This window comes from Bradyrhizobium sp. WSM3983 (genome assembly GCF_000473045.1).
Lineage (GTDB): Bacteria > Pseudomonadota > Alphaproteobacteria > Rhizobiales > Xanthobacteraceae > Bradyrhizobium.
Genome location: NZ_AXAY01000003.1, coordinates 299107 through 313682, shown reverse-complemented (window position 1 = coordinate 313682; position 14576 = coordinate 299107). Strand labels below are relative to the sequence as shown.

Sequence of the window (14576 nt, the reverse complement as noted above, 5' to 3'; positions counted from 1 at the left end):
AGATGGTTCGCCAGCAGATGATCTGCATCGTAGTGCCAGGCTGGGACGGCACGACCGATCTTTCGGAATCTGGCAGCGTTTGCACCGGGCTGGACGCTCTGCTGAAAGATGTCGCGGTCGTTCAATTCGCCTCCATCGCATTGCTGCCGGCGAGGGCGGATGCGAAGGACCCGAGACCGTCGCTCATGCTTGAGCTTGCCATCGAAGAGGGCATCGCCCCCTACGATATAGTCTACAGGCTCGTCTATCATCCGAGCGGTGCAATGTGGTCGCTCTACAGCTCGTTTTGGCCCGGCGGTGGTCCACCGCTGCAGAGCGCGCGCAACGACCAATTGCAGGGCAAGCTGATGGAGGGCCTCACCATCGCCGAAGGCGGCTTCATCGGCGCCCGAGACCGGACGGCCCGCCAGATCGAGAAGGAGCAGGATCTGCTTCAATGGACGCGGGACCAGGCGCGAGCCATGAAGGCAGCGAAGCTGTACGGCGATGATCGCGCAGCGTTCGCGCTGGCGCTTGCCCAAAGGGCATTCAAGAACCCTCGCTTCGACTGGGCGCTTGATCCGGCGCCGCGATCCTACTGGCGCGAGAAAGGCGCGAGCATCGGCGCAAAAATCGGCTATGTGCTGGCGCTCTTCGTGCTGTGGCTGGCCGCGGTCTGGCTGATAGGCGCAGTGCCGCGTGGCCTGCTCGGCGTCTACACTTGGCTGTTCGGCGCGCCATATTCCGGCGTGCAAGCCGTGGTGGATGCCGTTAGCAAGGTGAGCGGCTGGGTGCTCGGCGTAAGCATCCGTAGTTTATTCGCGCTGCTCGGGCTCGGGGTTTTGGCAGTTTTTTTCCTGCTCGCACTGCCGGCGGTGTCCAAGTCATGGCGGCGCTGGCTTAAGAGTGTGGGGCGTGAGCTCGATCGGCCCACGGAGACGTGGTCGTCATGGTCCACCTATTGGGTTGGCTGGATCGTCGGCGTGCCGACCGTTCTGGCCGTCGTCGCATGCGCGTTGGTCTTCATCTTCTGTCCTGGGACGATCGTGGACGCGTACCATGCATTGACCGCGAAATTCCTCGGATGGCAGATCATTGCCTTCATCATCCTCGCGATCGTCGCGTTGATCTGCGTCTTCGGTGTGCTCTCCCGGATCGATCAGCAGCTTGCGGCGGCGGGCAACTGGTTCTTTCATCCCTATGAAGACGATGTTCCTCGAGCCCAACAGGTCGATACGTCGATCGATCATTGCGAAGGACTGGTGGTCCGCGAAACGGCGCATATGTTCAGCCTGACGGATATCCGTAGTCCGAACGGCTGGAGTGCCTTCTGGATCCGGGCGTCGCTGCGCATCGTGACACTGTTTGGACGCGTGTTCTTCACCGAGGGCCGGCTGGGTGATGCGCCGGGCATTCATTTCGGCCACTGGCACATCATCGAGAAGGGGCGCCGCTATCTGTTCTGTTCGAACTATGACGGCAGTTTCGGCGGCTACCTCGACGATTTCATCAATGGCGCCACGATCGGGACGACCTTGGCCTGGCGGTGGACCACGCTGAAGCGCCGTGGATCGGCGGCGATCGGCCAGCCCGCCGTCGAAGAGCCGCGCAGCTTCCCGCCGACGCGGTTTATCGTGTTCCGGGGCGTGAAGTGCGAGCTGAAGTTCAAGTCGTATGCGCGCGACAGCATGCTTCCTCATGTGTTCCGCTTCGACGCGCGAAAGGAAACGGTCGACGGGATCAACCTCGCCACCAGTCTCCGCGACGCTCTGTTTGGGGAGCGCAATGACAGCAACGACGACCAGATCATGAGGGCCATCGAATCATGAAAGCGCAAGCGCCGCATCTGGCTGAGCAGTTTGGCGACATCCAGGGAATGCTGAGGAGCGGCTACGGCTGGCTGAAGAGCAGTCGTTTCTGGCTGCTGACGATCAGGGACGGGCAGGAGAAGGCAGCCCGGGCGTGGCTCGCAAAACTCGTTGAGAGCGGAGTGATCGCCAGCGCAAATGACGTCGGGAAATCGAGAGCGCATCCGATCGAGAGGGCTGCGGCGATCGCGTTCAGCTTTTCGGGACTGACAAAGCTCGGATGCATGGAAACCAAAGAGCATCCGTTCCCATCACCATTCCGCAGTGGCATGGGCAGCGACGTGCGCGCGCTGCTGTTGAGGGACAACCCTCGGAAATGGCGTTGGTCCGATGTTGACGGTGTCGCTTGCGGTCCCGTGCATGTCCTGATTGCCGAGTGGACGCCGAAAGACGCCCGGCCCCTCGTTTCGGATGTGGACGAGGCGGTGTTCTGCGTCATCAGGGTCGAGAACGATCCTTGCTCATTCCAGAAAATTGGCGACGGCAAGGATGAGAGATTACACGAGGCATTCGGGTTCCGCGACGGGCTCGCGCAACCAGTGATCCGGGGGCTGAGGCAAGACGACGGTGTCGGACTGAGTCAAGCCAAGGACGACGCCGGCACCCTGTACGATGATCGCGTCGTCTCGGCTGGAGAGTTCATCCTCGGCTATCGCAACGAATATGACGAGCTCACCTACTGTCCAAACGTGGAGGGGTGGACTCAATCAGGCCGCGCCCGACATCCCGGCGGCCGCTTTGCTCTGAACGGAAGCTACCTCGCCGTGCGCCAGATCGAGCAGGACGTAAAGGCGTTCGATGCCTTTCGGGCGGCGAACGGTCAAGGCATCTGTGAGAAGCTGATGGGCCGCCAGGCCAATGGCTTGCCGCTCGGGTGGAAAGACGACCCGAGCAAGCCGATCTCAGATTCGAAAGCTGACGCTTTCCGCTATCGTGTCGAAGACGCCAACGGATTCACGTGTCCCAAGGGGGCGCACATTCGCCGGGTGAATCCGAGGGATACGCTGGGCGTCGATGTCCAATCGAGCATCAAGTCGACCAAGCTGCACAGGCTGCTTCGCCGCGGCCGGCCCTATCGCGAGGACAGCAACGGCGAAACGCGCAAGGGCATCTTCTTCATCGCCTGCAATGCGGATCTCGAGCGGCAGTTCGAGTTCATCCAGCAGCGCTGGGTGCGGAACCCGAGTTTCGTGAATGTCCACGCTGACGATCCGATTGTCGGGTCGTCTGATCCCAAGACCTTCCCAAAGGTCTTGTCCGTGCCGGGCCTGCCGAGCGGTGAAGAGGTCTCCCTGGCGAGCTTCACGACAACGCTGGGAGGAGGCTACTTCTTCCTGCCGGGCATTGCGGCGCTCAATTTCATCGTTGGCAATGACAGCAGTTCGAAGTCCGCGGCATCGGAGGTGGCTGAAGCTGCTGCGTCCTGAAAGCGACAGCTTATGTCGGTGCTGCGCCGTGCACGGCACGACGCACGAACTCGTCGTCAATCCTGCGGCTCCGACGCCGCGTCGCCCTGCGCGTCGATGCGCAGCCAGCCTGAGGGCGCGAGGCGCTGCTGCGGCAGGAAGCGGGCCTTGTAGTCCATCTTCTTGGAGCCCTCGATCCAGTAGCCGAGATAGACGTAAGGCAGGCCCTGGCGCCGTGCACGCGCGATGTGGTCGAGGATCATGAAGGTGCCCATCGAGCGGCTGACCTGGCTCGGCTCGAAGAACGAATAGACCATTGACAGGCCATCGCTGAGCACGTCGGTGAGCGCCACCGCGATCAGCTCCTCGCCGCGGCCGGTGATGCCGCTGTCGGGGCCGCGCTTGCGATACTCGATGATCCGGGTCTCGACATGGCTGTCCTCGACCATCATGGCGTAGTCGAGCACGGTCATGTCGGCCATGCCGCCATGGCGGTGGCGGGCGTCGAGATAGGCGCGGAACACTGAATATTGCTCGGAGGTCGGTACCGCGCTGCGCTGCTCGCCGATGATGTCGGCGTTCCGCGCCATCACCTTGCGGAAGTTGCGGGACGGGCGGAACTCGTTGGCGATCACCCGGACCGAGACACAGGCCCGGCACTGGTCGCAGGCCGGCCGGTAGGCAATCGACTGGCTGCGGCGGAACCCGCCATGGGTCAGGAGGTCGTTGAGGTCGCCGGCGCGCTCACCCACGAGGTGCGTAAACACCTTGCGCTCATGCCGGCCCGGCAGATACGGGCAGGGCGACGGCGCCGTGAGGTAAAATTGTGGGGTGTCGCGCGAGTGCTGGGTCAAGGGACGTCGTGGGCCTCCGAAATAAGTATCAGCATCGCGCTACGAAGGCTCCCGGTCAATCGGTCCGCTTGGTAGGCCAGATCAGTCAGCTTAGCGGAACCAGGTTAGTAGGTCCTTGATCACCAAGTCCTCAATACGTCCTTGCCGTCTGCGGCACCGGCGCCCGAACGGAATTGTTGATCACGACCGTTCCCAGCACGAAATCGTGCAACAAGCGCCGGCGGCCGTTAAACAGACCGACCAGCACGACGAAGGGCGACAGGAACGAGACCGTCACCCAGAACAGCACGGCGTGGGTGGCGCCGAGCACAAAGTAGCCGGGCGCGCCGTACCAGGTGCGCAACTCCAGGTCCATGATCCGCATTCCGACCGTCGCCGACGAGGGGCCGCCGATGCAGGCGCCATAGTAGACGATGGCCCAGATTACGGAGGCCGGCCAGGCCAGCCAGAACAGCGCCCAGCCGATGCCGAGCGTCACTACGCCGAACAATGCGATGAAGATGTAGCCGAGGATGACGGGAACGGAGATCACCACCATGTCGATCAGGAACGCGAACACGCGCCGCATTGCGACACCGCGGAACAGTTCCGGATGCAGATAGGGATCATAGGCGTGAGCCGCGCCATCACTGCGCCAGGTATTGCCTGAGTCCGAATACGACATGGTCCGTTCTCCCGGGGAAACTCCCGTGGCAGGACATGGGAACAGGCCATCCCCGTGCCAAGGGCGCGCGTGGATTAACAAGCCGAAATATTCCGGCGATTCGGGGGCGGGGGAGGCGTCACGACGACGCTAGAAGACAAGACTGCCGGGCTTCACAGGGTGGGCAAAGGCGCTTCAGCGCCGTGCCCACCATCGTTCCGCGATCGCTCACACCCTACGATGCTTATCCTTGGGCCCGCAGCTTCTCTGCCGCCTTCGGCGCGAAATAGCTGAGTACGCCGTCGGCGCCGGCGCGCTTGAAGGCGAGCAGGCTTTCCATCATCGCGCGGTCGCCATCGAGCCAGCCGTTGCCCGCGGCGGCCGCGATCATCGCGTATTCGCCGGAGACCTGGTAGGCGAAGGTCGGCATCGCAAACGTGTCCTTCACGCGGCGGACGACGTCGAGATAGGGCATGCCGGGCTTCACCATCACCATGTCGGCGCCTTCGGAAATGTCGAGCTCGACTTCGCGCAGCGCCTCGTCGGTGTTGGCGCTGTCCATCTGGTAAGTGCGCTTGTCGCCGGTGAGCGTCTTGGCCGAGCCGATCGCGTCGCGGAACGGGCCGTAGAAGGCGGAGGCGTATTTGGCCGCATAGGCCATGATTTGCACGTCGAGCAGACCGCTGCGGTCCAGCCCCTCGCGGATCGCCGCGACGCGGCCGTCCATCATGTCCGAGGGCGCGATGATGTCGCAGCCGGCTTCGGCCTGCACCAGCGCCTGACGCACCAGCACCGCGACCGTCTCGTCGTTCAAAATCTTGCCGTCGACGATCAGGCCGTCGTGGCCGTGGCTGGTGAAGGGATCGAGCGCGACGTCGCAGAGGATGCCGAGATCGGGAAACTCCTTCTTGATCGCGCGCACCGCCTGGCAGACCAGATTGTTCGGGTTGGTCGCCTCCGAGCCTTCCTCGTCGCGCAAGGAGGGGTCGGTATAGGGAAACAGCGCGAGGCAGGGGATGGTGAGCCTCATGGCGCGCTCGGCCTCGCGCACAGCCTGGTCAACGCTGAGGCGATCGACGCCCGGCATCGAGGCGATCTGCTCGCGCTTGTTGTTGCCGTCGATCAGGAACAGCGGCCAGATCAGATCATCGGTGGTGAGCACGTTCTCGCGCACCATGCGCCGAGCCCACTCGGCCTTGCGGTTGCGGCGCGGACGGATGGTCAGATCGAGGGCTGGGGAGGCTGTCGTGCCATCCCGGCGCGAAACCTCGCGCAATTCGATCGGACGTCCGTATTTGATCGCCATCACTCTCTTCCTCCGGCTGGAATTATTCTTATACCAGTTCGCATGGTTCCCGTCACCGCGACTTGACCGGCCGCAAAGGGATGGGCAGCCGATTGATTTTGCGGGGCGAAACAGCCAGAAGGGGGCCATGTCCGAGATCTCCACCCGCGATGCGGCCCGCGACAGCGCCAATGCCAGGGACGCCGTCAGAGACAGCGCCCGAGACAATGCGATGTCGGTGGCGGCGATCTCGTCGGAACGGCCGGAGTCAGACGATAGTGTCTGGACGCGCCGGCTGGTGCTGTTCCTCCGGGTGATGGCGCTGCTGTCGATCCTCAAGGGGCTCTATCACTGGGCGCAGGTGACGGGCTTCGTCGGTGGCGAAGACGAGGCGTTCGAGAACCAGTCGATGGCCTGGCAGGCCTCGACCATCTACTTCGCCGTGATCGAGCTCGTCGCCGCCGTCGGCCTCTGGCTCGCCACGCCGTGGGGCGCGGTGGTGTGGCTCACGACCGTGGTGTCGATGGCGGTGATCGAGCTGATGTTCCCCGGCATCTATGGTGGCAGCCTCGTTGTCGTCGGCATCGAATCCTTCATGCTCGCCGCCTATCTCGCACTCGCCTGGATGGCCGCGCGCGAACGGCCGCCGTAGCGCGACGTCGTCGATATCAGAAATACTCTCGTGCCCCCGGACGCGGCGCAGCGGTGATGCGGCCCATCACCCCACAATCTCGTTTTCGGCTTCTGGGTCCCGGATCTGCGCTTCGGTTGTCCGGGACATGAGAGCGGAGTTGTGCGCGCCTGGTTGACCGCTGGTTGCCTAAAATTCGAGGTAACTTTTCGTTGACTCAGCGAGATCCGCCACAGTTCTTACGCGTGCGTTTCGAAACGGGGCGGGGCTGTTCTGGAATGCGACAGACGGTGTGCACGGAGGGTGAACAGGACCTTGCGACGGTCAACAGACGGTTGCGAAAAGTGCTTGTGACACAGGCTTAATCCGCAATTCACTGTCTTAAATTCATGATCTCTTTATTCTCTTATTTAAGCCGATCTTCAAACGCTCCCCTTAAGTTGCACCTATCAGACGGGACACAAGTTTCGTCGAATAAGTGTCGATAAAAACGACAACAGGGGAAGTGTCATGATGAAAGCCGTCGCAACTGCGGCAGATACCGCAGAGCGCGTTTCGGGCCCGCAGGGTTCGGTGCAGTCGCTCTATCTGGAAGCATTGACTCTGGTGGAGCGGCTGCATCGCCGTCTCCTCGACGTGATCAAGGACGAGTTCGATCGTCGTGGCCGCGCCGACATCAATTCCGTGCAGGCGCTCCTGCTCTACAACATCGGCGACAAGGAGCTGACCGCGGGCGAGCTGCGCACGCGCGGTTACTATCTCGGCTCCAACGTCTCCTACAATCTGAAGAAGCTCGTCGAGCTCGGCTTCCTCGACCATCAGCGCTCGCGCGTTGACCGCCGCTCGGTGCGCATCCGCCTGACGCCGCAGGGCCAGGAAGTTCGCCGCATCGTCGACTCCCTCTACCAGAAGCACGTCAAGACGGTGGAACAGGTCGGCGGCATCTCCGGCGAGGAGTTCTCGACCCTCAACAAGTCGCTGCACCGCCTCGAGCGGTTCTGGACCGACCAGATCCTGTATCGCCTCTGAGTTTTAATGGGATAGGCCAAGCCGGCCCGCAACAAGACCGGCAAGCCCTTCCGAACGTGCCTAACTTCCCCAAGCGCGCCGGCCCGGATTTCCCCGGACCGGTGCGTTTTGTCGTCTTCGCGCTTGCGAAAAAATCGCCGGCCGAATGGAACCGATTTCCCGCATCGCAGTTAGTTGTCCGGATCGGAGGATGCGATGCTGGTCGGACGCGGGTTGCAGGCTATGAACGTCGAGCTCGTGAGCGATGCCTATGCGATCGCCGCGAATTATCTCCGCCGTTCCGGCGCGATCCCCGACACGCTCGTCACCAATGAGCGCCTGCTCGAGATCATCATCAAGCTGCTCCAGCACGGCGAATTCAACAGGATCAGGCTGGCCAACAAGGCCATCGCCAGGTTCGAGGCGCAGGCCGAGGCCAGAGCGGTTGCCTGATCAAGACTCCCAAAACTTCAGAGAACCAGAGGGTGCCATGGAAGCCGCCATCGATCGCATCATGCAGACCTATGACCTGCTCGCCAACCGCACGTCCGCGGCGAGCGCTGAGGCGCGTTTGAAGGTGACGAACTACCTCAACACCTTGATGGAAGCCGGCGAGAAGGACCCCCACAGGTTGACTGTCTGCGGCCTGACCTATCTGCGCCAGCTCGATGGCAGCGTGGACCCCGTGAAGGCGGGATATACCGGGCTGTAGCTGTAGGGTAGGTCCGGGCGCTGGGGCGTCATTAGGGTCCGAAGCGGGCCCTTCTGGGATGATCGGATCGGGGCGGTTCCAGAGAGCCGTCCTCGTCCCAAAATCCTTCAATCCCCACCATATCTTGCATAAATATCAGGCCCGACCCGCAAATGCTTGGCCGGGGGCTGCCGATGTGGTAGATCGCGCTCGCCGCTTCCGATCGCCACACCAGACCGCCCGTAGCCTGCCAAAAGGCTGCGGCGGTGGAGATATTCGCAAGATGACCTTCGCCAAAACCGCCTCCGCACCCGATTCGTTTTTCACCGCCTCGCTCGAGCAGGCCGACCCGGAAATCGCCGCCGCCATCAAGGGCGAGCTCGGCCGGCAGCGCCATGAAGTCGAGCTGATCGCCTCCGAGAACATCGTCAGCCGGGCCGTGCTGGAAGCGCAGGGTTCGGTGATGACCAACAAGTACGCAGAGGGTTATCCGGGCGCGCGCTACTATGGCGGTTGTGAATGGGTCGACGTCGCCGAGAACCTCGCGATCGATCGCGCCAAGAAGCTGTTCGGCGCCAATTTCGCCAACGTGCAGCCGAACTCCGGCAGCCAGATGAACCAGGCGGTGTTCCTGGCGCTGCTCCAGCCCGGCGACACCTTCATGGGTCTCGACCTCGCGGCCGGCGGCCATCTCACCCACGGCTCGCCCGTCAACATGAGCGGCAAATGGTTTAAGGCCGTGCACTACACCGTGCGCCGCGAGGACCAGATCATCGACATGGATGCGGTCGCCAAGCAGGCCGAAGAGGTCAAGCCGAAGCTGATCGTCGCCGGCGGCTCGGCCTATTCGCGTGCCTGGGACTTCAAGCGTTTCCGCGAGATCGCTGACTCGGTCGGCGCGTATCTGCTGGTCGACATGGCGCACTTCGCGGGCCTCGTTGCCGGCGGCGTGCATGCTTCGCCCGTGCCGCATGCCCACGTCACCACCACCACCACCCACAAATCGCTGCGCGGCCCCCGCGGCGGCCTGATCCTCAGCAATGACGAGGTGCTCGCCAAGAAGCTCAACTCGGCGATCTTCCCGGGCCTGCAGGGCGGCCCGCTGATGCACGTCATCGCGGCCAAGGCGGTCGCCTTCGGCGAGGCGCTGCGTCCGGACTTCAAGGTCTATGCGAAGAACGTCGTCGAGAACGCCAAGGCGCTCGCCGAGACGATGAAGAGCCACGGCTTCGATATTGTCTCCGGCGGTACCGACAACCATTTGATGCTCGTTGACCTGCGGCCGAAAGGCCTGAAGGGCAACGTCTCCGAGAAGGCGCTGGTCCGCGCCGCCATCACCTGCAACAAGAACGGCATTCCGTTCGACCCCGAAAAGCCGTTCGTCACCTCGGGCCTGCGTCTCGGCACGCCTGCGGCGACGACGCGCGGCTTCGGCGTCGCCGAATTCCAGCAGGTCGGCGGCATGATCGCCGAGGTTCTCAACGCGATCGCGCAGTCCGACGACGGCAAGGCGCCGCTGGTCGAGGCCGCGATCAAGGAACGGGTCAAGGCGCTCACCGATCGGTTCCCGATCTATCAGTAAGGCTGGGTTCAACGGATGCGCTGCCCGAACTGCAACAGTCTCGATACGCAGGTAAAGGACTCGCGTCCGACCGAGGACTCTTCTGTCATTCGCAGGCGACGCGTGTGCGTCGCCTGCGAATTCCGTTTCACCACCTTCGAGCGCGTGCAGCTGCGCGAGCTCACGGTGATCAAGCGCAATGGCCGCCGCGTGCCGTTCGACCGCGACAAGCTGATGCGCTCGGTGTCGATCAGTCTGCGCAAGCGGCCGGTCGAGCCGGAGCGGGTGGAGAAGATGGTTTCCACCATCGTGCGCGAGCTCGAGACCGGGGGCGAGGCCGAGATTTCCTCCGAGGTGATCGGTGAGACCGTGATGGAGCATCTGCGCACGCTCGACGACGTCGCCTATGTGCGTTTCGCCTCGGTCTACCGCAATTTCCGCGAGGCCAAGGATTTCGCCGACGTGCTCGGCGAGCTCTCCGGTGAGGAGGAAGCGCGGCTCGCCGCGATCCGCAAATGATCTTCCGTATCCTGGAGGATCAATTCGCCCAGAAGATTCGCGAGTCCAAGGATTCCGATCGCCGCTTCATGCAGCTTGCGCTTGCGCTGGGCAGGCGCGGGCAGGGGCGCACCTGGCCCAATCCGGCGGTCGGTGCCGTCATCGTCAAGGATGGCATCATTGTCGGCCGTGGCTGGACCCAGCCTGGTGGGCGCCCGCATGCCGAGCCCGAAGCGCTGCGGCGGGCATGCGAGGCGGCGCGCGGTGCCACGCTCTACGTTACGCTCGAACCTTGCTCGCATTTCGGGAAGTCGCCGCCTTGCGCCGACGCGGTGATCGCGGCCGGCATCAAACGCGTGGTGGCCGCGATCGAGGATCCCAATCCGGACGTCGCAGGCCAGGGCCATGCGCGCCTGCGCGCGGCCGGCATCACCGTGGATGTCGGCCTGTGCGCGGCGGAGGCCGCGTTCGACCACGCCGGTCATTTCCGCCGCATCCGCGATCACCGCCCGCACGTGATCCTGAAGCTCGCGGTCTCGCCCGACGGCAAGATCGGCGGTGCCGACGGCAAGCCGCTCGCGATCACGGGCGAGGCGGTACGCAACCGCGTGCATCTTTTGCGCGCCTCGAGCGATGCCATCCTGGTCGGCATCGGCACGGCGCTGGCGGACGATCCGCAGCTCAATTGCCGCCTGCCGGGCATGGCGGCGCGCTCGCCGGTGCGCGTGGTGCTCGACCGGAGCCTGCGCATTCCCGCCGCGAGCCAGCTCGTGCGTTCCGCGCGTGAGACGCCGGTCTGGGTCGTGGGTTCGGAGCTCGCCGAGGCGGCAGCCGCAACCCGCCTTGGCGCTGCCGGTGCGCAAATCATGCGCATGCCGCCGGGCAGTGCATCGGGGCTCGATCTTCCGGCCGTGCTGCATGCGCTCGCTGAGAAGGGCATCACGCGCCTGATGGTCGAGGGCGGCAGCCGCGTTGCGGCGTCGTTCATGTCCGCCGACCTCGTCGACGAGATCTGGCTGTTCCGCGGAGCGGACGAGGTGGGCGCCGGCGGCGTCGATGCGCTCGATGCATTGCCCCTGTCGAAAATCACGCAGTCGCAGGCCTACAAGGTTCATGCTAGCGAGACATTCGACACCGATACTCTCACCATCTACGAGCGCGCCTAACATGTTCACCGGCATTGTCACCGATATCGGCGAGATCGTCAGCTTCAGGCCAACGGCGCAGGGCCAGCTGCACCGGCTGCGCATCGCCTGCAGCTATGATCAGACCACCATAGCCGACGGCGCTTCGATCGCCTGCAACGGTGTCTGCCTCACCGTGGTCGCCTCCGGCATCGCGGGCGGCAAAACCTGGTTCGACGTCGATGCCGCCGCCGAGACGCTGGCGCTGACGACGGCAAAGCACTGGAAGCTGGGGACGCGGCTCAATCTCGAGCGTGCGCTCAAGATCGGCGACGAGCTCGGCGGCCATATCGTCGCCGGCCATGCCGACGGCATCGCAACCATCGTCGGCCGCGAGGACCTGCCCGACATGGCACGGTTCGAGCTCTCCTCCACGCGGGAGCTGGCGCGCTTCATCGCCACCAAGGGCTCGATCACGCTCGACGGCGTCTCGCTGACGGTCAATACGGTGAAGGACGTGACCTTTTCGGTATTGATCATCCCGCATACGCTTGATGTTACGACGATCGGCGGCTGGAAGGCGGGCACCGAGGTTAATATCGAGGTCGATCTGATGGCCCGCTATGCGGCGCGGTTGACGGAAATGACGGTTTAAAACTTGGCTTACTCGCCTGCGGCGCCTACATAACGCGCCGACCCAAGAGACCAACCAAGCGACCAACCAAGCGACGACTTCACGAAACGGATTGAGACGATGGCAGACGCGCGGCGCGCACCCCTGAAGGACCAGACCGACATTTCCGGCGCGCGGGCGCTGATTGTCGAGGCGCGGTTCTATGACGATCTCCAGGACGCGCTTCTGGACGGCGCGGTCACCGAGCTGAAGGCGGCCGGCCTGACCCATGACGTCATCACGGTTCCCGGCGCGCTGGAGATCCCGGCGGCGGTCGCGATTGCGGTCGACGCGGCTGCGGCAAACGGGAAGCCCTATGACGCGGTGATCGCGCTCGGCTGCGTCATCCGCGGCGATACCATCCATTTCGAGATCGTCTCGCAGGAATCCTCGCGCGCACTGATGGACCTCGCGGTGGCGCGAAAGCTGCCGCTTGGCAACGGCATCCTCACGGTCAACTATGAGGACCAGGCTTGGGCGCGTGCGCGCGCCAGCGAGCTCAACAAGGGTGGCGATGCAGCTCGCGCAGCACTTGCGATGCTGCGCATCAAACGCCGCATGGCGCGGGCCTGAGCGATGGCTGACACCAGGAAACCGGCGGGGCTTACGGAGAAGAAGGCGAACCGGCGTGGTGCTGCGCGGCTCGCGGCCGTTCAGGCGCTGTACCAGATGGACATCGCCGGCGCCGGCATCAACGACATTTTTGCGGAGTTCGAGAGCCACTGGCTCGGCAACGAGGTCGAGGGCGACACTTACCTGCCGGCGGAAGCCGCGTTCTTCCGCGACGTCGTCTCCGGCGTCGTGCGCGACCAGAAGAAGCTCGATCCCCTGATCGACGAGGCGTTGTCGAAGGGTTGGCCGCTGAAGCGGATCGAGGCGATCCTGCGCGCGGTGTTGCGGGCAGGGGCCTACGAACTGGAGCATCGCAAGGACGTGCCGGGCCGCGTCGTGGTGTCCGAATATGTCGACGTCGCGAATGCCTTCGTCGACCGCGAGGAGACCGGCATGGTCAACGCCGTGCTCGACCAGATCGGCCGCCAGTTTCGCGGTGACGAGTTCGGGCGGGGGTAATTGAGACGACCACTTCCGCCGTAGCCGTCACCCTGAGGTGCCGGAGCGAAGCGGAGGCCTCGAAGGGCGGCGGCGTGCCGCTGAGGCGCACCTTGGCCGTGCATCCTTCGAGGCTCGCAAGGGCTCGCACCTCAGGATGACGGGTCTTCTGTTGTGACGCAGGACAAGAAACAGATCTCCGCCGAAGACGCCCTCATCGCGCGTTATTTCAAGCCGCTGGCGACCGATCCCGGTGCGTTCGGGCTGGTCGATGACGCCGGGATCCTGTCCTCGTCCGGCGACGACATCGTCGTCACCACGGATGCCGTGGTCGAGGGCGTGCATTATCTTGCCACCGATCCCCCCGACACCATCGCGCGCAAGGCGCTACGGGTGAACCTGTCCGATCTCGCCGCCAAGGGGGCCGCGGCCGCCGGCTTCGTGCTGACTCTGGCGCTGCGCAGCAAGGAGGACGCCTGGCTCAGGCCGTTTGCGGATGCGCTCGGCGAGGACGCAAAGAGCTTCGGATGCTCGCTGCTCGGCGGCGACACGGTGTCGACGCCGGGACCGCAGATGATCTCGATCACCGCCTTCGGCCGCGTGCCGAAGGGGCATATGGTTGGCCGTACCGGCGCGCGGCCAGGCGACGTTATCATGGTGACGGGGACGATCGGCGATGCCGCGCTCGGTCTCGACGTACTCACTGGCGGTACGGTGGCCACGGCGCTTACGTCCGATCCCGCTGCGAGGGATGCACTCATCTCGCGCTATCGGATCCCGCAGCCTCGCAATGTGCTGGCACAGGCCGTGCGCGACCACGCGACAGCGGCGATGGACGTGTCCGACGGGCTCGCCGGCGACCTGACGAAACTCTGCTCGGCCTCCGGCGTCTCGGCCACGGTCAACGTGGCAACCGTACCCCTGTCACCCGCTGCGGCCGGCCTGGTGGCGGGCAAGGCGATTTGCGTTGAGACGCTGCTGGCCGGGGGCGATGATTACGAGGTGCTGTGCACGGTGCCGCCGGCACAGAGCGATGCGCTGATCGCCGCGGGGCGGGCGGTGGGCCTGGCCGTCACGGCGATCGGCACTATCGTCGCGGGCCATGAGCGACCGCGCTTCCTGGACGGGCAGGGTCAGGAACTGGTCTTGAAGCGGCTGTCCTACAGCCACTTCTAGGAATTGCGCCAAGCCGGCGAGCAGGCGCTCGGCATTAGGTCTAAATACCTGCCGAGATCGGCTTTTTTGGCCTTATCCGGCGTTGCACCCTCAATTTGATTTTGGCAAGCTTGTGACCGACCAGGGCTA

General features: G+C 64.0%; 16 protein-coding genes. 13 read left to right on the top strand and 3 right to left on the bottom strand.

All coding sequences use genetic code 11. The annotated features are described in order from the left end of the window. Positions 1-2 precede the first annotated feature (2 nt). Both YUA_RS0106665 and YUA_RS0106660 read left to right on the top strand, forming a co-directional pair. On the top strand, positions 3-1808 hold the full coding sequence (locus YUA_RS0106665; protein ID WP_245285115.1) for a hypothetical protein: 1806 nt from the start codon (positions 3-5) through the stop codon (positions 1806-1808). After that, positions 1805-3274 (top strand): Dyp-type peroxidase domain-containing protein, encoded by a 1470-nt coding sequence (locus YUA_RS0106660; protein WP_027529978.1) that lies wholly within the window; start codon positions 1805-1807, stop codon positions 3272-3274. Before YUA_RS0106665 ends, YUA_RS0106660 begins: the two co-directional genes overlap by 4 nt. 56 nt (positions 3275-3330) lie before the next feature. Here the strand turns inward: YUA_RS0106660 and YUA_RS0106655 are convergent, their stop codons facing one another. The 3 genes from YUA_RS0106655 to hemB form a co-directional block, all read right to left on the bottom strand. Next, positions 3331-4107 (bottom strand): arginyltransferase, encoded by a 777-nt coding sequence (locus YUA_RS0106655; RefSeq protein WP_027529977.1) that lies wholly within the window; start codon positions 4105-4107, stop codon positions 3331-3333. Between the two features lie 130 nt (positions 4108-4237). Beyond that, positions 4238-4771: an RDD family protein gene (locus YUA_RS0106650; protein WP_027529976.1), complete on the bottom strand. Its 534-nt coding sequence runs from the start codon at positions 4769-4771 to the stop codon at positions 4238-4240. A gap of 223 nt (positions 4772-4994) precedes the next feature. Continuing rightward, the gene (hemB, locus tag YUA_RS0106645; RefSeq protein ID WP_027529975.1) at positions 4995-6056 is read right to left on the bottom strand and encodes a porphobilinogen synthase; all 1062 of its coding nucleotides are present in this window, start codon (positions 6054-6056) and stop codon (positions 4995-4997) included. A gap of 127 nt (positions 6057-6183) precedes the next feature. Between hemB and YUA_RS0106640 the strand changes: the two genes are divergently transcribed. The 11 genes from YUA_RS0106640 (at position 6184) to thiL (ending at position 14447) form a co-directional block, all read left to right on the top strand. Further along, on the top strand, positions 6184-6687 hold the full coding sequence (locus tag YUA_RS0106640) for a DUF6163 family protein (protein ID WP_027529974.1): 504 nt from the start codon (positions 6184-6186) through the stop codon (positions 6685-6687). Positions 6688-7176: 489 nt separating this feature from the next. Continuing rightward, a complete protein-coding gene (ldtR, locus tag YUA_RS0106635) occupies positions 7177-7695 on the top strand; it encodes a transcriptional regulator LdtR (protein ID WP_027529973.1) in 519 nt (172 codons plus the stop codon). Between the two features lie 195 nt (positions 7696-7890). After that, a complete protein-coding gene (locus YUA_RS0106630; RefSeq protein WP_027529972.1) occupies positions 7891-8127 on the top strand; it encodes a hypothetical protein in 237 nt (78 codons plus the stop codon). Positions 8128-8164: 37 nt separating this feature from the next. After that, positions 8165-8386, top strand: coding sequence for a hypothetical protein (locus YUA_RS0106625; RefSeq protein WP_027529971.1), 222 nt, complete (start codon positions 8165-8167; stop codon positions 8384-8386). A gap of 262 nt (positions 8387-8648) precedes the next feature. Then, positions 8649-9947, top strand: a complete 1299-nt coding sequence (gene glyA, locus YUA_RS0106620; RefSeq protein WP_027529970.1) for a serine hydroxymethyltransferase — start codon at positions 8649-8651, stop codon at positions 9945-9947. A gap of 15 nt (positions 9948-9962) precedes the next feature. Beyond that, positions 9963-10445, top strand: coding sequence for a transcriptional regulator NrdR (gene nrdR / locus YUA_RS0106615; RefSeq protein ID WP_027529969.1), 483 nt, complete (start codon positions 9963-9965; stop codon positions 10443-10445). Continuing rightward, entirely contained in the window at positions 10442-11590 is a 1149-nt protein-coding gene (gene ribD / locus YUA_RS0106610; protein ID WP_027529968.1) for a bifunctional diaminohydroxyphosphoribosylaminopyrimidine deaminase/5-amino-6-(5-phosphoribosylamino)uracil reductase RibD, read from the top strand. The genes nrdR and ribD overlap by 4 nt, the downstream gene beginning before the upstream one ends. 1 nt (position 11591) lies before the next feature. Next, complete coding sequence (locus YUA_RS0106605; RefSeq protein ID WP_027529967.1) at positions 11592-12203, top strand: riboflavin synthase; 612 nt, start codon at positions 11592-11594, stop codon at positions 12201-12203. A gap of 99 nt (positions 12204-12302) precedes the next feature. Beyond that, positions 12303-12794: a 6,7-dimethyl-8-ribityllumazine synthase gene (gene ribH / locus YUA_RS0106600; RefSeq protein WP_027529966.1), complete on the top strand. Its 492-nt coding sequence runs from the start codon at positions 12303-12305 to the stop codon at positions 12792-12794. A 3-nt stretch (positions 12795-12797) separates the two neighbouring features. Then, positions 12798-13292 (top strand): transcription antitermination factor NusB, encoded by a 495-nt coding sequence (gene nusB / locus YUA_RS0106595; RefSeq protein WP_008129447.1) that lies wholly within the window; start codon positions 12798-12800, stop codon positions 13290-13292. Between the two features lie 153 nt (positions 13293-13445). Further along, positions 13446-14447, top strand: a complete 1002-nt coding sequence (gene thiL, locus YUA_RS0106590) for a thiamine-phosphate kinase (RefSeq protein WP_027529965.1) — start codon at positions 13446-13448, stop codon at positions 14445-14447. The last annotated feature ends 129 nt before the right edge of the window (positions 14448-14576 follow it).